A 16,612-nucleotide genomic window follows, 5' to 3' on the forward strand; every position below is an offset into this window, starting at 1 on the left:
GTGCTCCCTCAGCTCCTGGCGCTGGCGCCGGGCCGCGCGGGCGCGTGCTTGGCGGACTCCAGCTTCCCGGACGGCGTGTCCGGGACGGTGGGCGCGTGGAAGGACGCGGCGACCTCGGAGGGCTTGGGCACGTCCCGGTGCCCGGACGGCTGGACGGCCGCCTTCCCTTCAGTGGCGTCGGTGTCGGAGTCGGTGGCGTCGGTGTCGGTGGCGGCGGGGCGCGGCTTCGGCTGGGTGAGCCAGGCGACGGCCGCCCCCGTCACGGCGACGGGCCACTCCACGATCCCGGCGACGCCCAGTACCCCGGCGCCGGTGTAGACGGCGATCCTCCGGCCGCGCGGCGACACCGCCCCGACCGTGTTCAGCGTGCCCTCGGCCACCTTGCCCACGACCCCCGCGCCGGGCACCCGGCCCAGCACCGACACCGCGCCGCGCAGCGGCCACGGAAGGCCGGACGAGGACGACTTCTCCGCTGTCATGGCTCCCCACACCTCCCGGCAGATCACTCTGGTGGACCCCGAGTGCCCGCGAAACGGGTCGTCATCCGTACCGGAAGTGACAAGTCGAGCCGGAAAGCCGCTGGTGACCGCCGCCCGGGTCGGACGGCGGTCACCACGGGGGGAACGTACTGGCGACCGCCTCAGGGACGCGGTCAGCCGCAGGCGGCCCCGTTGAGGGTGAAGGCGCCCGGCGCGCCGCTGTTGCCGCCGTGGTTCGCCTGGTAGCCGATGCTGACGCTCGCGCCTGGCTCGATCGTGCCGTTGTACGAGGCGTTGGTGGCGGTCACCGTCCCGGTGGCGGGCGTGTACGTGGCGCCCCAGCCGCCGGTGATCGTCTGGCCGCCGGGCAGGGTGAAGCCGAGCTGCCAGCCCCGTACGGCGGTGGTCCCGGTGTTGGTGATGGTCAGGGAGGCCGTCAGACCCGTGTTCCAGGCGTTGACGGTGGCGGTCACCCGGCAGCCGCCGGGCTCCGGCTCCGGCGCCGGTCCGTCGCCGTCCAGGCCGAAGAAGGTCAGGACGCGGGCGGCCATGCCCCACGCGTACACGTTGTGGCCGACCCCCTGGAGGCTGACCGCCTCGACGGGGGCCTGGTCACCGGTGCCGCCGTAGCGGGTGCGGGTCCAGCCCGAGGCGGGGGTGTCCGTGGCGGCCGGGGTCTGGGAGACGCCCAGCACGTTCGTCCACTGTTTGACCTCCTCGCCGAAGTTGGGGTAGCGCAGCACGTCGTCCGCGGTGCCGTGCCACAGCTGCATCCGCGGCCGGGGACCGGCGTACCCGGGGTAGGCGGCGCGCACGAGGTCGCCCCACTGCTGCGGGGTGTGGGTCACGGTGCCGTTGGCGCAGGCGCTGTTCCACTCGGAGCCGTCGGTGGTGGCGAAGCAGCCGAACGGTACGCCCGCGAAGGCGGCGCCCGCCGCGAACACGTCCGGGTACACCCCGAGCAGCACGTTCGTCATCATCGCGCCGGAGGAGATGCCGGTGGCGAAGATCCGGTCGGGGTCGGCGTCGTAGGTCCGGGTCACCCAGTCGACCATCGACTTGATGCCGACCGGGTCGCTGCCGCCGCCCCGGCGCAGCGCCTGCGGCGAGGAGACGTCGAAGCACTTGCTCGCGCGGGTGACCGACGGGTAGACGACGATGAAGCCGTACTCGTCGGCCAGCGAGGCGTACTCGGTGCCGGAGTACATGGCCGGTCCCGACCCGGTGCAGTAGTGGACAGCGACGACGACCGCCGGGTGCGCGGTGACGCTGTCGGGGACGTACAGGTACATCTGGAGGTTGCTCGGGTTGCTGCCGAAGCCGGTGACCTCGGTGAGCTGCGCGGTGGGGGCCTGCGCGCGGGCGGCGGCCGGGGGCGCGGTGGCCAACAGGGTCGCGAGGAGCGGCAGCAGCGCCGCGAGGAGCGCGACGAGCGCCGGACGCCGGGGGCGGCGGGCAGGGGTGGGAGTGCGGTGGGGCACGACGGGGTCGTCCCTTCGTGATGGCGGCTCGGGGAGCCGTCGACGGGGCGTCGACGGGGGGCATCGCTGAGGGGAGCACCAGGAATGGTGGCATGGGCACGGCCGTCATGGAAGCGCTCCCACGGCCCTTTCGGGCACAGCACGCTCCCCCCGGACACGTTCTGCGCGAGCCGTTGACCAGAAAGCGCTTGCCCTCTACTTTCCGTTCAGCGACACGACCCGCCCGCACAGAGCCAGGGCGGATCCATGGATCCTCGGGTCAAGTACATGGACGACATTCACGGACCCGGGCTGATCTCGCGCGTACCCCACGACCGCGCCCCCCACGAAGAGAGAAGGACTCGGGACATGACCGCGACACGAAGGCGCGCCAAAGGGCGCGCGCTGACCGGCGGGCTGGCGACCCTCGGCCTCTCGGTTGGCATGATCATGACCACTGGAACCGCTCCCGCGAGTGCCGCCACCTGGCCGACTCCGAGCGGCAGCCAGGGCGTGAGCGCCACCATCTCCGTCTCCGGCGTCCGGGACGGCGGCATGATCCGCTACTACGGCACCGGCGACCTGGCCTCCGGCGGCCAGGAGGAGGGCCAGGACCCGATCTTCCGGCTCGCGGACGGCGCCACCCTGCGGAACGTGGTCATCGGCTACCCCGGCGCCGACGGCATCCACTGCACGGGCAGCTGCACGCTGGAGAACGTCTGGTGGGAGGACGTCGGCGAGGACGCCGCGACCTTCCGGGGCGGCACCAACGCCGTCTACACCGTGCGCGGCGGCGGCGCCAAGAAGGCCGCCGACAAGGTCTTCCAGCACAACGGCGGCGGCACCGCGAACATCTCCGACTTCGCCGTGCGGGAGTTCAAGACGCTGTACCGCTCCTGCGGCGACTGCTCCACGCAGTACACCCGCCGGGTCAACCTCAACACCATCGAGGTGACCGGGACCGGGTCCACCGCGCGGATCGTCGGCATCAACGTCAACCGCGACGACGTCGCGACCCTGCGCGGCATCACCATCCTGAACGACGCCAGCCGCAAGGTCGTCCCCTGCCAGAAGTACAACAACAACACGGCCGTGGGGACGGGCCCCGACAGCACCAACTGCCTCTACAGCAACTCGGACATCACCTACCGCTGACCCCCCACGGTGAGGGCGGCCGTACCGGCGTTCCCGCACCTGCCGCGTACGGCCGCCGCATCACGCCCGGCCCGCCACCACCCGCGTCAGCTCCCGCTGGTAGGCCCCGTAGACGCCCCGTAGCGCCGCGCCTGGCCAGTCGGCCGGGAGGAGCCCGGCGGGCAGCACGGGGTCGGCGAGCAGATGGCGTACGACGGCCGCGAAGACGGTGAGCCGGGCGGCCGGGTCCCGCCGCGCACCCGAGGCCCCTCCAGGACTCCCCTCGGCCTCAGCGCCGCCGCCGACCTCGGCGAGCAGCGCGCGGGCGGTGGCGGCCCAGTCCGTCAGCGGCCACAGCCGCGCGGCCAGCTCGCGCGGGTCCCGCGCGGGACGCGCCGCGCACAGCTCGGCGACGCGCTCCAGCTCCCGCGGCAGCGGACGGTCGAGGTTGGCGGGCCGCAGCCACACGCCCTCCCGCAGCTCGGCCAGCCGCAGGGCGGTGAGCCGGGCCCGCAACTCGGCCCGTTCGGCGGGCCCGCGCCCCGTCGCCGTGATGACGACCGTCTCCCAGTCGCCGTCCCACGCGCGCGTGCGGGGCCGTACGGCGTCGTCCTGGCGGTGCTGGCGCTCCAGCAGCCGGTCGCTGAGGCGGTACACGGCGTCGGCGCGCCGCAGGTCACCGGCGGCCACCATCCGGCTGAGCGCGGCCCGCAGGGTGGACGCGCCGACCCCGAACGGCTCCACCGCGCGCACGAGGTCCCGCACCGGCAGCTCGGGCGGATGCGCGCCGAGCAGCAGGCTCAGCACGACCGACCGCGCGGACAGCGGACGCAGCGCGAGGCCGCCGACCCGCGGCTCGGACGCGTTCAGGGACATGGCCCGGTACTGTACGCAAAGCGTCCCTGTTGCGCTATTGATACAGCCGCAGCCAGGATGCAACATGGCGCCATGACCGCCACCCATGACGTCACCAACCAGCCCCCTCCCCTGGCCCCGTACGACGCCTCCGACGACGCCGCCCTCCTGGAGGGGCTGCGGCGGGAGGGCGCCGGATGGGCCGAGGAGGGCATCCGGCGCCTCGGCCGGCGGGCCGGGAGCGCCGAGGCGCAGGAGTGGGGCGAGCTGGCCAACCGGCACGAGCCGGTGCTGCGCACCCACGACCGCTACGGCCACCGCGTCGACGAGGTGGACTTCCACCCGAGCTGGCACCACCTGATGCGGGTCGCGGTCGCGGAAGGCCTCGCGGGCGCGCCCTGGGCGGAGGACCGTCCCGGCGCCCATGTGGCCCGTACGGCGGGCGGGCTGGTCTGGGGCCACACGGAGGCCGGGCACGGCTGCCCCACGTCGATGACGTACGCGGCGGTACCGGTGCTGCGCCGCGAGCCGGAGCTGGCGAAGCTCTACGAGCCGTTGCTGACGAGCCGGGAGTACGACCCCGGGCTGCGCGTCCCGGCCCGGAAGCGCGGACTGCTGGCGGGCATGGGGATGACGGAGAAGCAGGGCGGCTCCGACGTACGGACCAACACGACGACGGCCACCCCGACGGCCGAAGAGGGCGTCTTCACGCTGCGTGGGCACAAGTGGTTCACGTCGGCGCCGATGTGCGACGTGTTCCTGGTGCTCGCGCAGGCCCCGGGCGGGCTGTCCTGCTTCCTGGTGCCGCGCGTGCTGCCCGACGGCACCCGCAACGCCTTCCGCGTCCAGCGGCTGAAGGACAAGCTCGGCAACCGGTCAAACGCCTCCTCCGAGCCCGAGTTCGACGGGACGGTGGCCTGGCGGGTCGGCCCGGAGGGGCAGGGCGTGAAGACCATCATCGAGATGGTCAACTGCACCCGCCTGGACTGCGTGATGGCGTCGGCGACGCTGATGCGCAAGACCCTCGTGGAGGCGGGCCACCACGCGCGGCACCGGACCGCGTTCGGAGCCGCCCTCGCCGACCAGCCGCTGATGCGGAACGTCCTCGCCGACCTCGCCCTGGAGTCGGAGGCCGCCACCACCCTGGCCCTGCGGCTGGCGGGCGCCGCCGACCGGGCCGGGCGCGGGGACGACGCCGAGCGGGCGTTCCGCCGTATCGCCACCGCCGTGGGCAAGTACTGGGTCACCAAGCGCGGCCCGGCGTTCACCGCGGAGGCCCTGGAGTGCCTGGGCGGCAACGGCTACGTGGAGGAGTCCGGGATGCCCCGGCACTACCGGGAGGCGCCGCTGCTGTCGATCTGGGAGGGGTCGGGCAACGTCAACGCCCTGGACGTGCTGCGGGCGCTGGGCCGCGAACCGGCCACCGCGGAGGCCCTGTTCGGGGAGCTGGCCCTCGCGCGGGGCGCTGACGCGCGGCTGGACGCGGCCGTGACCCGCCTCAAGGACGCGCTCACCGAGGCGTCCGAGGCCGGTGCCCGCCGCCTGGTCGAGCTGATGGCGCTCACCCTCCAGGCGTCCCTCCTGGTCCGCCACGCCCCGCCCGCGGTGGCCGACGCCTTCTGCGCCTCCCGCCTCGGCGGCGACTGGGGGCACGCGTTCGGCACGCTGCCCGCGACGGCGGACGTGGGGGCGGTGCTGGGGCGGGCGCTGGGCGTACGGGACTGACGCGACCGCGCCCGCGGGGGCGCTCCAACGCCCCTGGCTCTCGGCGCCCCCTCGCCCCGCGCCTCTCGTCACCCCACCGCGCGCTCCCTCGCTGCCGCGCCCCGCTCCCCTTCGCCTTCTCGTCCCCTCACCCCGTCCGCCACCCCCGCAACGCGTCGAACCGGGCCCAGTCGGCGTCCCACTGGTCGAGGCGCCGCTGTTCCAGACGGCACCGGGCGGCGCGGCCCGCCAGGAAGGGGACCGCCGCCGCGCTCAACCCCGCGAGGCCACCGACGACGGAGGCGTTCAGGCGGGCCTCGGACGCGGTGGCGGGCTCGGTCACCAGGTGTCCCCGCCGGTCCGTCCACACGGTGACCGGCGTGCCCGCCGGGCTGCCGGGCCGGACCCGGGCCTGACCGGAGTGCGCGGCGCCGTCCGGCCCGGACCAGCGCACCGTGGACCACACGCGCTCACCCGCGGCACCCGCGGCACCCGCGGCACCCGCGGCAGGCTGGCCGGGTGCGTGCCCGGCGAGGCGCGCGGTGGTGGGGTGCCACTCGGCGCGCTCCCGCGCCAGTTGCCGTTCGACGGAGTGTGCCGCGGTCAGACCGGCGCCCACACCGACGAGGACGGTGAGCAGCCAGGCACCGAGCAGCACCCGGCACTCCACGGCATCGGCACGCCGCCGCAGCGGACCGCGCCGCCAGCGCCACAGCCACACCCTCGCCACACCCCGACCACGGAACGCCACCGGCGGCTTCCTCCTCGTGAACGCGTGCACATCCCCGACCGCCCCCTCCATACGGCGCCGGGGCCCCCGGTGCTCAGGACGCGGTTCCCCGCCCTGACGGTGCCACGTGCCCCGGCACCGCGCAGGAGGTGACCGGAACTGACCGGTCCCGACCGCTCCGCGTTTCCGTAAGACCGCGCTGACCTGCGGGGCGGCCGGTTGGAGGGGTGACTGTCAGTGGTGGGGTGCAGACTGGCCGGTGTCTGAGACAGAGACGTCGCGGAGGTGATCGGCATGACCGAGGTACTGCTGGCCGTGGGCACGCGCAAGGGCCTGTTCATCGGGCGCCGCAGCGGTGGCACAGGGGGGTCCTGGGAGTTCGACGAGAGTCCGTATTTCAACGCGCAGGCGGTGTACTCGGTCGCCATCGACACCCGCGGTGACACCCCACGGCTGCTGGCCGGGGGTGACAGCGCGCACTGGGGGCCGTCGGTGTTCCACTCCGACGACCTGGGCCGCACCTGGACCGAACCGGCCCGGCCCGCGGTCAAGTTCCCCAAGGACACGGGGGCCTCGCTGGAGCGGGTGTGGCAGCTGCACCCGGCCGCCGCGGAACCGGGCGTGGTGTACGCGGGCACCGAGCCCGCCGCGCTGTACCGCTCCGAGGACCGCGGCGAGAGCTTCGAGCTGGTCCGCCCGCTGTGGGAGCACCCGACCCGCTCCAAGTGGGTGCCGGGCGGCGGCGGTGAGGGCCTGCACACGGTCCTCACCGACCAGCGGGACCCGCGCGCGGTGACGGTGGCCGTGTCGACGGCCGGGGTCTTCCGCACCACGGACGGCGGCGCGAGCTGGAGCCCGTCCAACTCCGGTGTGTCGGCGGTGTTCCTGCCCGACCCCGACCCCGAGTTCGGGCAGTGCGTGCACAAGATCGCGCAGGACGCGGCGACGCCGGACCGGCTGTACCTCCAGAACCACTGGGGTGTGTACCGCAGCGACGACGCGGGCGCGCACTGGACGGACATCGGCGAAGGGCTGCCGTCCACCTTCGGTTTCACCGTGGCGGCCCACCCGCACCGCGGCGACACCGCCTACGTCTTCCCGATCAACGCCGACTCCGACCGGGTGCCCGCGGGGCGGCGCTGCCGGGTGTTCCGCACGGCGGACGCGGGCAGGACCTGGGAGCCCCTCACGGCGGGCCTGCCCCGGGAGGACCACTACGGCACGGTGCTGCGCGACGCGATGTGCACGGACGGCGCGGACCCGGCGGGCGTCTACTTCGGCAACCGCAACGGCGAGGTGTTCGCCTCGGCCGACGACGGCGACAGCTGGCGGCAGCTGGCCGCGCACCTGCCGGACGTGCTCTGTGTCCGGGCGGCGGTCGTCGGATGAGCCACGGCCAACCACCGGGCGTCGGGCACCGGTTGAAGTCCGCCGCCCGTACGGCAGTAGGGTGACGCCCGTGGCACCACGACCGTTGCATGAGATCGTCGAACCGGGCTGGGCGAAGGCCCTCGAACCCGTGGCCGGACGGATCGCCGGGATGGGCGACTTCCTGCGCGCGGAAGTCGCCGCGGGACGCACCTACCTCCCGGCGGGGGCGAACGTCCTACGGGCCTTCCAGCAGCCCTTCGACGAGGTGAGGGTCCTGATCGTCGGTCAGGACCCGTATCCGACGCCGGGGCACGCGGTGGGGCTGTCGTTCTCGGTCGCGCCCGAGGTGCGCCCGCTGCCCGGCAGCCTCCTCAACATCCACCGCGAACTGCACACCGACCTGGGGCTGCCCCAGCCGTCCAACGGCGATCTGACGCCGTGGACGCGGCAGGGCGTCCTGCTGCTCAACCGGGCGCTCACCACGGCCCCGCGCAAGCCGGGCGCGCACCGCGGCAAGGGCTGGGAGGAGGTCACCGAGCAGGCGATACGGGCGCTGGCCGGGCGCGGCAAGCCGCTGGTGTCCATCCTGTGGGGCCGGGACGCCCGCAACTGCCGTCCGCTGCTCGGCGACCTGCCGTCCGTGGAGTCCGCCCACCCCTCGCCCATGTCGGCCGACCGCGGCTTCTTCGGCTCGCGTCCGTTCAGTCGCGCCAACGACCTGCTGATCCGGCAGGGCGGCCAGCCGGTGGACTGGCGCCTGCCGTGACCACACCCGGCGGGGAGGGCACCCGGGCCGTCCTCGCCGTGGACTCGGGGGGCTCCGGCCTCCGGGTGGTGGTCGCGACGGTGGACCGCGGGGTGCTCGGGCAGCGGCAGTCCACGGAGCCCGTGCGGACCGGCGCGCGCGGGATCGACCCCGAGCACCTGATGGCGCAGCTGGTGCCCATGGCGCGCGCGTTGAGCGCGGAGACCGGCGTCGGGGCGCTGGGCACGGCGGTGATCGGGGCCGCCGGTCTCGGCAGCCTCGGGGACGCCCTGCGTGCCGAGCTTCCCGCCCTGCTGGGCCGGGAGTTCGGGGTGCGCGAGGTCGCCCTCGCCGCCGACGCGGTCACCGCCTACGCCGGTGCCCTCGGCGTGCGCCCGGGCGCCGTGGTGGCCGCCGGGACGGGTCTCGTCGCGGTCGGCACCGATCTGCGCGCCTGGCGGCGGGCGGACGGCTGGGGTCATCTGCTGGGCGACTGCGGCAGCGGGGCGTGGATCGGGCGGGCCGGTCTGGAGGCCGCGCTGCGCGCGCACGACGGCCGGGAGGACGGCTCGGCCGCTCTGCTGGCCTGCGCCGAGGAGCAGTTCGGGCCGGTGACGGGGTTGCCGGGCCAGCTGTATCCGCGCCCGGACCGCCCCGCCCTCCTCGCCTCCTTCGCGCCCCGGGTGGCCGCCTGCGCGGACGGCGACCCGGTGGCCGCGGCGATCCTGCGCGCGGCGGCCCGGCACATGGCGGACTCCGTGTCCGCCGTGTGCCCGCCGCGGGGCGCACCGCGAGTGGCGCTGACAGGCGGCCTGTCCAAGCTGGGCGCCGCACTGCTCAAGCCCCTGGAGGAGGAGTTGTCCCGGCGTCTGCCGCACGCGCGGCGGGTGGCGGCGGACGGCGACCCCCTGCTCGGTTCCGTCCGTATCGCCACCGATCTGGCCACCGGGACGCTCACTCTGCCCCGTGACGCGAAACTGCTGTACGTCGTGACCGATCGGGAGTGACGGGAGCGAATCGGGAAGGGACACGCGTACCAGCAACGGCATCACATCAACGGATGAATAGGCCGATCGGTTCTGATTCGTAAGTAACTCATCAGACAAAACCGGACGGATACCGCTCACCTGCCCCCTCCCCGAACAGGGGAGCACCGGAAACAAGTAACATGCGGCGCCATGAGCTCCCCCACTGGGCCCGCGTCCGGCCTGCCAGTACGAATGCCGCGCCCCCGCCAGCCCGGGCGGCACCGCCGACCCGAGCCCCTGGCGGCTCCCGAGGGCGCGCCCGCGCTCGTCCTCGCGGTGCCCGGCACGCCCAGCGCCGCCACCCGCGGCCTGGCCGAGGAGATCGTGAGCATCGCCCGCTCCGAGCTGCCCGGCCTCGACGCGCGGATCGGTTACGTCGACGGTGACGACGAGGAGTTCCCCACGCTCCAGGCCGTCCTGTCGTACGCCGCCGACGAGCGCGCCGCCCGCTATGAGCAGGCGCTGGCGGCCGGTGTGGAGGACGTCAGGGAGCCGGACGGTCCGGTCGCCGTGGTGGTGCCGCTGCTGGCCGGTCCGGACAGCGCGCTGCTGCGGCAGGTGCGGCAGGCCGTGATGGAGAGCCGTGTGGCGGCCGAGCTGACCGACGTGCTCGGCCCGCACCCGCTGCTCGCCGAGGCGCTGCACGTGCGCCTGTCGGAGGCGGGTCTGGCCCGCGCCGACCGGGCCCGGCTGTTCACGGTGGCGACCGCCGCCGACGGCATCGTGCTGGCCTCCGTGGGCGGCGAGGAGGCCGTGCAGGCGGCCGGGATCACCGGGATGCTGCTGGCCGCGCGGCTCGCGGTGCCGGTGATGGCCGCCGCGCTCGACCAGGAGGGCTCGATCACGTCGGTGGCCGAGCAGCTGCGTGCCGCGGGTTCGCAGCAGCTGGCGCTGGCGCCGTACCTGATCGGGCCGGAGATCGACGCGGCGCTGGTCGAGGAGGCCGCGCGGGAGGCGGGCTGCTCCGCCTCGGAGGCGCTCGGCCCGTACCCGGCGATCGGCAAGCTCGCGCTCGCCAAGTACACGACGGCGCTCGGCATCGCCCCGCAGCAGCCGCAGGGCGCCCCGGTGCGCTGACCTGACCGCCGCCCTGCCCCGCGCAGGTCACGGGCCCGCTCCCCTCCCCGGGAAGCGGGCCCGGCGTCGTCTACGGCGCACCTCCGACCCGGCGCGGTCGACGATCCGGCGGCGACAGCTCGACGGCGCCCGCCGGGCGCCGTAGCCGGCCCAGCGGCATCGGCTCCACGGCGTCGACTCGGCGGCGCCCGCGGCGCCGCAGGCGGCTACGGCGTCACCCCGTCCGTCACCCCGCCCGTCCGTACGACCACGCAGGACGCCGCGGGCACCGCGACGGACCCGGCGCGCATCGGCAGGCCGGTGTCAGGGTCGACGCGGAACCAGGTCACGTCCCCGGAGCGTTCGTTGGCGACGTACAGGACGCCGTCCGACTCGGTGAGCGCCCGGGGCCAGTGGCCGCCGCAGGGCACGGTCGCGGTGAGGCGCAGCGACTCGCCCTCGACGGCGAACACGGACAGCACGTCCTCGCCGCGGGTCGCGGTCCACACGAAGCGGCCGTCGGGCGAGGCGACGACGCCGGACGGGTAGGCGTCCCCGCTCGGCGCGACGGCCAGCACCGGCATCTCGGCCAGCGGCTTGAGGGTGCCGTCGGCTGCGTCCCACCGGCAGACGGTGACGGCCGGTGTGAGTTCGCCCGCGACGTAGGCGTACCGGCCCGCCGGGTGGAAGACCAGGTGCCGGGGGCCGAAGCCGGGCCGCAGGGCGATCTCGCGGTGCGGAACGAGGGTGCCGTCCGTGAGGGTGCAGACGCGCACGGAGTCCGTGCCGAGGTCCACGCTGACCGCCCACCGTCCGCTCGGGTCGGGCTGCACCTGGTGGGCGTGCGGCTGCTGCTGGCGCGGGCTGTGCGGCCCCGAGCCGTGGTGCTGGAGCACCCCGGAGGGGGCGTCCGCGAGGCTGCCGTCGGGGTGCAGCGGCACGGCGGTGACGCTGCCGGAGCCGTAGTTGGCGGTGAGGACGTGCCCGGCGTACACGCTGAGGTGGGTGGGCCCGCTCCCATCGACCGGGACGGGGGGCCCGGCGGGTTCGGGGACGTCGGAGGTGACGCGGTACGCGGCCACCGCGCCGTCGGTGGTCTCGCTGACCGCGTAGAGCATCCCGCCGCCCGGCGACAGGGCCAGGTAGGACGGGTCGGGCACGCCGTTCACCCTGTTCAGGACCGTCAGCGCGCCGCTGCGCGGCTCCACCGCGGCGGTCACCACGCCGGGGCCCCCGGCCGCCGTGAACGACCCGATGTACGCCCGCCGCTGCCGCCTGCCGCCGTCTGCCACCGCTGTCCCCTCTCCGTCGTGTGCCGTCCCGGAGCCGACGGTAGCAGTCGATCACGCTAGGTCTAGACCAAGCATCGCCCCCGGTGTGCCCCGCGCGGAGCGACCGGTCATGCCCCGACCAACGGCGATCCGGACGGTGTCCGCAGCGGTGTGGCCAGTTCCGTCAAGGCCCGTTCCAGGCCGTGCAGGTGGGTGAGGGCGGGAGGGGAGGTGTCGGCCACGGGGTGCGCGGCGACCGCGGGGGCCGGACCCGCGGCGCGGTCGCCGTCCGCCACCACCAGGGCCTCCACCGCCGACTGCACCCGCCAGCAGGCGGCGGCCAGCCGGGCGTCGTGGGACGCCTCGGGGTCGGCGGCGACGGCGACGAGGCCGCGGATCTCGCGGGCGCAGTCGTCGAGCAGGGCGAGCACCCGGCGGGCGCGCCGCTTGCGGCCGAGCATCGGGTTGAGCGGGTGGACGAGCGGCGCGACGGCGAGCCGCACCCGGGCGAGGAGCTGTTCCAGCTCGGCCACGTGCGGCGCCGGGTCGGCGTCCGCGGCGCCCGCGAGCCGCGCGGCGGTCGCGGCCGTGCAGGCGTGCACACAGCGCAGGGCTCGCTGGATCCAGGCGTCGGTGACGGCGTGGGTGGTGACCGGCAGCACGAACAGCACGGCGAGGACGGCACCGAGGGCCCCGACGCCGGTCTCGGCGAGCCGCAGCGCCAGCAGGCCGGGCGTGAGGATGTCCAGCGCCCCGTAGAGCAGGCCCGCGAGCAGGGTGACGCTGAGCATCATCCAGGTGTAGGACACGGCGGCGGTGTAGAAGATGCCGAAGACGCAGACGGCGAGCAGCACGGCCGTCGGGACGGCCGCTCCGTGCAGCGGTACGGCGACCAGCAGGGCGACGCCGATGCCGAGGACCGTGCCGAGGACCCGTCGGAAGCCCCGGACCAGGGTCTCGCCGCGTGAGGTGGTGTTGACGAAGACCCACCAGGTGGCGCCGACGGCCCAGTACCAGCGCTGCCCGGACAGCAGCTGCCCGACGACCAGCGCGAACCCGGCGCCCGCGGTCGCCTGGACGGCCTGCCGGGTGGTGACACGGGCCAGCCCGGCGCCCACCGGCGGGGCGACAACGGCGGGCGGCGGCAGTCGGCGCTCGTAGCACCACAGCCCGAACCGCACCGCCGCCGCGGCGAGCACGGACAGCGCGACGGCGGCGTACAGCTCGGGCAGCCGCCCGGGGGTCGCACGCAGGAACTGGGCGATGAAGTAGGTCATGAACGCGAACACGCCGAGGCTGTGGCCGCGCGGCCCCCAGCGGCGGGCGTAGACGCCCGCGCCGACCACGGCGAGGAAGGTGAGGTCGCGGGGCACGGGGTGGTCGTGCAGCAGGGCCGCGGCGGTGAGCACCGGCACGCCGACGACGGGCAGCAGCGCGGTGGTGACCGCCTGCCCGCGCACGGTGGCGTCGGCGACCGTGAAGAGGGCGAGGAGCGCGGCGAGACCGCCGGTGACCGCGCCGACGAGGGAGTGCCCGAGGAGAGCGCACGCCACGACGGCCAGCCCGATGCCGAGGACGGCCCGCGCGGCGAACCGCAGCCGCACGCGTCCCGGGTCCGGAGCCACGAACACCCTCTTCAGCACTGCATCCCCACCTCTCGCCCGGATCGGTCACACCGGCATGAAAAAGGCGCCGCGGGAATCCGCAGCGCCATCGACTCCCCCATGACAGCATCAAGTCCACCACTGGCTCAAGTGAGTGCCGCGCCGCTATGCCATTGGCACAGCTCTGAGTGGTTCACTGCGACCCCCGAAGGGCCAACGGACCACCGCACGCGGCTCAGCGCGCGTGCGGCCCGCTGGGCCATTGGTACAGTCGCCGGTGATCAACGACCGAGCTGGAGGCCGGGCGTCATGGCCGTGGACGAACTCGACACCCGCATCCTGAGGCTGCTGCTGGAGCAGCCGCGCACCAGCGTGCGGGAGTACGCCCGGATCCTCGGGGTCGCCCGCGGCACGCTCCAGGCCCGCCTCGACCGGCTGGAGCGGGACGGCGTGATCACCGGCACCGGCCCCAGCCTCTCCCCCGCCGCCCTCGGCCACCCGGTGCTGGCGTTCGTGCACATCGAGGTCACCCAGGGACACCTCGACGACGTCGGGGACGCGCTGGCCACCGTGCCGGAGATCGTCGAGGCGTTCTCCATCACCGGCGGCGGCGACCTGCTGACCCGGGTCGTGGCCCGCGACAACGCCCACCTGGAGGACGTGATCCAGAAGCTGATCAGCCTCCCCGGCGTCGTCCGCACCCGCAGCGAGGTCGCCCTGCGCGAGCGCGTGCCGTACCGGCTGCTGCCGCTGGTGGCGTCGATCGGCCGGGCGGCGGCGGACGGCTGAGCCCCGGCATCATGAGCGCATGAGCCACCTCGACGGCCTCGCGGTCATCTTCGATCTCGACGGGACACTCGTGGACAGCGAGCCCCTCTACTACGAGGCCGGACGGCTGACCCTCGCCGAGCACGGCGTAACGGACTTCTCCTGGGCCGACCACGAGCGGTACGTCGGCATCAGCACCCAGGAGACGGTCGCCGACTGGAAGCGGCGGTACGGCCTCACCACCCCCGTGGCGGAGCTGCTGGCGGCCAAGAACCGCCGCTACCTCGCGCTGGCCCGCGACGGGCTGCGCGCGTACCCGCGGATGCGCGCGTTCGTGGAGCTGCTGGCCGCGGAGGGGGTGCCGATGGCCGTGGCCTCGGGCTCGTCGCCGGAGGCGATCGCCGCGGTGCTGGCCGGTACGGGGCTGGACGCGTGGCTGCGGACGGCGGTGTCCGCGGACGCGGTGCCGCACGGCAAGCCCGCCCCGGACGTCTTCCTGGAGGCGGCCCGCCGCCTGGGCGCGGACCCGGCCCGCTGTGTCGTCGTGGAGGACGCGGCCGCGGGCGCCGCCGCCGCGCACGCGGCCGGAATGCGCTGCGTCGCGGTGCCGTACGTGGCGGCGCAGGCCGACGCTCCCGAGTTCGGCACCGCGGGGCTGCTGCTGCGCGGCGGGCAGGCGGAGTTCGACGCGCGTGACGCGTACGACTGGCTGCTGCGCACGACGGCGTCCGCCTGAGGGACGTCCACGCCCGTCAGAGCGGTGACGTACTTCGTCGGGCTCCCCCCGGGCACGTCCGCGACTACACGCCCAAGCAGGGCACGACCTGCTGCGAGGGCACCGGCCGGGTTCCGGGCGACCGTCAACGGCCGCGCGGTGAACGGCACCCCGCGCGTGCGGCTACGACTCCGGTACCGCCAGCCCCGCGCGGACCGACGGCACCACGCTGCTCGCCGAGGTGTGGGCGGCTGCGCCGTTCACCGGGAAGGGCGCGCTGGTGGCGCGGGTGCGGTCGGTGGTGGACGCGTGGGTGGCCGACGGACTGCTCACGCGGGGGGACGGCGGTACGGACGGCGGAGCGGGCGTCGTACGTGCGGTAGGTCCCGTCAGGAACGGCGGCGCGGCTTGCCCCGGCGGGCGCCCTTCGGGGCGGCGGCGGGCCGTGGGGTCTTACGTGCCGCCGTCTTCCGCTGCGGGGCGGAGGTCTCCTGCCGCTGGCGGCCCCGGGTGCTGTTGACGGTCCGGCCGCGGACGATGCCGATGAAGTCCTCGACGAGGTCGGTGGTCGCCGCCTCCGGCCAGGACAGGGCGACGCTCGACTGCGGGGCGTCCACCACCGGCCGGTAGGTCAGGTCGCGGCGGTGGTGCAGCCGGGCCAGGGACTGCGGCACGAAGAGGACGCCGATGCCCGCGGCGACGAGTTCGACGGCGTCGGCCGTGGTGACGGGGCGTTCGAAGGCGGGTTCCCCGGGCGGGCCCTGCTCCCAGTCGAGGACGTCGTCGAGGGGGTGCAGGACGACCTCGTCGGCCACGTCCGCGACGGTCACCTCGTCGGCGGCGGTCAGCAGGTGGTCCTTGGGGACGAGGACGACCGTCTCCTCGGTGTAGAGGGGGATCGCGCTGAACACCGTACGGTCCACCGGCAGCCGGACGATCCCCGCGTCCGCCGCGCCGTCGCGCAGCACGTCCGGCGCCTCGGCGGCCGTGACCTGGACGAGGTCCAGGGGGACCTCGGGCAGGCGCTCGTGCCAGACCCGCACCCACTTGCCGGGGGTCGCCCCGGGGACGTACGCGAGGCGGAAGGAGGAGGGGGTGTCGGAGCCTGTCACCCCGCCAGGCTACCCGGCGCCACCGGGGTCGCCCCGGGCGCCGTCGGCGACGGGTGCGGGAGGCCGTCGTACGGCGGATAGTCTGGACACCATGAAGTCGCACCAGAGCACCCAGACGATGAAGCCCGCGACCGCGGCGAAGAAGCTGGGTGTGTACCTCCCCGCCACCCCCGCCGAGTTCCAGGAGGGGACCGTCACGCGCGCCGAGCTGAACCAGCTCCAGACCGAGCCGCCCGCGTGGCTGCGGGAGCTGCGACGCACCGGCCCGCACCCGCGCCCCGTGGTCGCGGCGAAGCTCGGTGTCTCCATCGCCGGTCTGGCCCGCGGCGGGGTGACCGAGGCGCTCACCACCGAGCAGATCGAGGCGATGAAGGAGGAGCGCCCCGAGTGGCTGGAGAAGGAGCGCGCCACCCAGGCCGAGGTCCGCAAGGAGGCGGCCCGCCTCAAGCAGCGCGACGCCGAGCGCGCGGCGAAGGGCGACGACTGAGCCCCGTGACCGTGCGGTAGAGCAGGGCGCGCGTCCTGCGGGAGAACCGGTCACTCCTGACCGAGCCGGGTCACCTCCTCGCGGTGGGCCAGC

16 protein-coding genes and 1 pseudogene are annotated in these 16,612 nt (G+C 75.0%); 10 read left to right on the forward strand and 7 right to left on the reverse strand.

The genetic code is table 11. The features are described 5' to 3' along the window. Positions 1-8: 8 nt before the first annotated feature. Both ABZ659_RS17145 and ABZ659_RS17150 read right to left on the reverse strand, forming a co-directional pair. Positions 9-479, reverse strand: a complete 471-nt coding sequence (locus tag ABZ659_RS17145) for a hypothetical protein (RefSeq protein WP_360219871.1) — start codon at positions 477-479, stop codon at positions 9-11. A 173-nt stretch (positions 480-652) separates the two neighbouring features. Further along, complete coding sequence (locus ABZ659_RS17150; RefSeq protein ID WP_360219874.1) at positions 653-1,960, reverse strand: PHB depolymerase family esterase; 1,308 nt, start codon at positions 1,958-1,960, stop codon at positions 653-655. A 348-nt stretch (positions 1,961-2,308) separates the two neighbouring features. On the opposite strand from ABZ659_RS17150, the gene ABZ659_RS17155 reads away from it, so the two are divergent. Then, positions 2,309-3,094 carry a pectate lyase gene (locus ABZ659_RS17155; RefSeq protein ID WP_360219877.1) on the forward strand — a complete coding sequence of 262 codons (786 nt, stop codon included), beginning with the start codon at positions 2,309-2,311 and terminating at the stop codon, positions 3,092-3,094. A 60-nt stretch (positions 3,095-3,154) separates the two neighbouring features. Here the strand turns inward: ABZ659_RS17155 and ABZ659_RS17160 are convergent, their stop codons facing one another. Continuing rightward, the gene (locus ABZ659_RS17160; RefSeq protein ID WP_360219880.1) at positions 3,155-3,949 is read right to left on the reverse strand and encodes a PaaX family transcriptional regulator C-terminal domain-containing protein; all 795 of its coding nucleotides are present in this window, start codon (positions 3,947-3,949) and stop codon (positions 3,155-3,157) included. 72 nt (positions 3,950-4,021) lie between these two features. Here ABZ659_RS17160 and ABZ659_RS17165 point away from each other — a divergent pair, with 72 nt between their 5' ends. Beyond that, the gene (locus tag ABZ659_RS17165) at positions 4,022-5,653 is read left to right on the forward strand and encodes an acyl-CoA dehydrogenase family protein (protein WP_360219883.1); all 1,632 of its coding nucleotides are present in this window, start codon (positions 4,022-4,024) and stop codon (positions 5,651-5,653) included. Positions 5,654-5,780: 127 nt separating this feature from the next. Here ABZ659_RS17165 and ABZ659_RS17170 read toward each other — a convergent pair whose 3' ends face one another. Then, positions 5,781-6,383 carry a hypothetical protein gene (locus tag ABZ659_RS17170; protein ID WP_360219886.1) on the reverse strand — a complete coding sequence of 201 codons (603 nt, stop codon included), beginning with the start codon at positions 6,381-6,383 and terminating at the stop codon, positions 5,781-5,783. A gap of 273 nt (positions 6,384-6,656) precedes the next feature. On the opposite strand from ABZ659_RS17170, the gene ABZ659_RS17175 reads away from it, so the two are divergent. The 4 genes from ABZ659_RS17175 (at position 6,657) to ABZ659_RS17190 (ending at position 10,583) form a co-directional block, all read left to right on the forward strand. Continuing rightward, complete coding sequence (locus ABZ659_RS17175; protein ID WP_360219889.1) at positions 6,657-7,751, forward strand: exo-alpha-sialidase; 1,095 nt, start codon at positions 6,657-6,659, stop codon at positions 7,749-7,751. Positions 7,752-7,821: 70 nt separating this feature from the next. Beyond that, positions 7,822-8,499 (forward strand): uracil-DNA glycosylase, encoded by a 678-nt coding sequence (locus ABZ659_RS17180; RefSeq protein WP_360219892.1) that lies wholly within the window; start codon positions 7,822-7,824, stop codon positions 8,497-8,499. Beyond that, on the forward strand, positions 8,496-9,485 hold the full coding sequence (locus tag ABZ659_RS17185; RefSeq protein WP_360219895.1) for a BadF/BadG/BcrA/BcrD ATPase family protein: 990 nt from the start codon (positions 8,496-8,498) through the stop codon (positions 9,483-9,485). Before ABZ659_RS17180 ends, ABZ659_RS17185 begins: the two co-directional genes overlap by 4 nt. A gap of 171 nt (positions 9,486-9,656) precedes the next feature. Continuing rightward, a complete protein-coding gene (locus ABZ659_RS17190) occupies positions 9,657-10,583 on the forward strand; it encodes a hypothetical protein (RefSeq protein WP_360219898.1) in 927 nt (308 codons plus the stop codon). A gap of 206 nt (positions 10,584-10,789) precedes the next feature. Here the strand turns inward: ABZ659_RS17190 and ABZ659_RS17195 are convergent, their stop codons facing one another. Further along, positions 10,790-11,854, reverse strand: a complete 1,065-nt coding sequence (locus ABZ659_RS17195; RefSeq protein WP_360219901.1) for a lactonase family protein — start codon at positions 11,852-11,854, stop codon at positions 10,790-10,792. 107 nt (positions 11,855-11,961) lie between these two features. Next, positions 11,962-13,476: an FUSC family protein gene (locus ABZ659_RS17200; protein ID WP_360219904.1), complete on the reverse strand. Its 1,515-nt coding sequence runs from the start codon at positions 13,474-13,476 to the stop codon at positions 11,962-11,964. Between the two features lie 270 nt (positions 13,477-13,746). On the opposite strand from ABZ659_RS17200, the gene ABZ659_RS17205 reads away from it, so the two are divergent. The 3 genes and pseudogenes from ABZ659_RS17205 to ABZ659_RS17215 form a co-directional block, all read left to right on the forward strand. After that, a complete protein-coding gene (locus ABZ659_RS17205) occupies positions 13,747-14,226 on the forward strand; it encodes an Lrp/AsnC family transcriptional regulator (protein WP_360219907.1) in 480 nt (159 codons plus the stop codon). 19 nt (positions 14,227-14,245) lie between these two features. Further along, complete coding sequence (locus ABZ659_RS17210; protein ID WP_360219910.1) at positions 14,246-14,941, forward strand: HAD family phosphatase; 696 nt, start codon at positions 14,246-14,248, stop codon at positions 14,939-14,941. 160 nt (positions 14,942-15,101) lie between these two features. Continuing rightward, positions 15,102-15,303 (forward strand): annotated as a pseudogene (locus ABZ659_RS17215) (hypothetical protein); the annotation flags it as partial. Positions 15,304-15,309: 6 nt separating this feature from the next. On the opposite strand, the gene ABZ659_RS17220 reads toward ABZ659_RS17215, so the two are convergent. Then, on the reverse strand, positions 15,310-16,032 hold the full coding sequence (locus ABZ659_RS17220; protein ID WP_360219912.1) for a LysR family substrate-binding domain-containing protein: 723 nt from the start codon (positions 16,030-16,032) through the stop codon (positions 15,310-15,312). Positions 16,033-16,123: 91 nt separating this feature from the next. On the opposite strand from ABZ659_RS17220, the gene ABZ659_RS17225 reads away from it, so the two are divergent. Further along, a complete protein-coding gene (locus tag ABZ659_RS17225; protein WP_360219915.1) occupies positions 16,124-16,519 on the forward strand; it encodes a DUF5997 family protein in 396 nt (131 codons plus the stop codon). Positions 16,520-16,612: the final 93 nt, after the last annotated feature.

The organism is Streptomyces sp. NPDC006997 (genome assembly GCF_040635175.1).
Taxonomy (GTDB): Bacteria; Actinomycetota; Actinomycetes; order Streptomycetales; family Streptomycetaceae; genus Streptomyces.

Coding starts and splice junctions, on each gene's coding strand:
- ABZ659_RS17145 (WP_360219871.1), bottom strand. CDS start 479: ATGACAGCGGAGAAGTCGTCCTCGTCCGGCCTTCCGTGGCCGCTGCGC.
- ABZ659_RS17165 (WP_360219883.1), top strand. CDS start 4,022: ATGACCGCCACCCATGACGTCACCAACCAGCCCCCTCCCCTGGCCCCG.
- ABZ659_RS17190 (WP_360219898.1), top strand. CDS start 9,657: ATGAGCTCCCCCACTGGGCCCGCGTCCGGCCTGCCAGTACGAATGCCG.
- ABZ659_RS17210 (WP_360219910.1), top strand. CDS start 14,246: ATGAGCCACCTCGACGGCCTCGCGGTCATCTTCGATCTCGACGGGACA.
- ABZ659_RS17160 (WP_360219880.1), bottom strand. CDS start 3,949: ATGTCCCTGAACGCGTCCGAGCCGCGGGTCGGCGGCCTCGCGCTGCGT.
- ABZ659_RS17205 (WP_360219907.1), top strand. CDS start 13,747: ATGGCCGTGGACGAACTCGACACCCGCATCCTGAGGCTGCTGCTGGAG.
- ABZ659_RS17175 (WP_360219889.1), top strand. CDS start 6,657: ATGACCGAGGTACTGCTGGCCGTGGGCACGCGCAAGGGCCTGTTCATC.
- ABZ659_RS17155 (WP_360219877.1), top strand. CDS start 2,309: ATGACCGCGACACGAAGGCGCGCCAAAGGGCGCGCGCTGACCGGCGGG.
- ABZ659_RS17225 (WP_360219915.1), top strand. CDS start 16,124: ATGAAGTCGCACCAGAGCACCCAGACGATGAAGCCCGCGACCGCGGCG.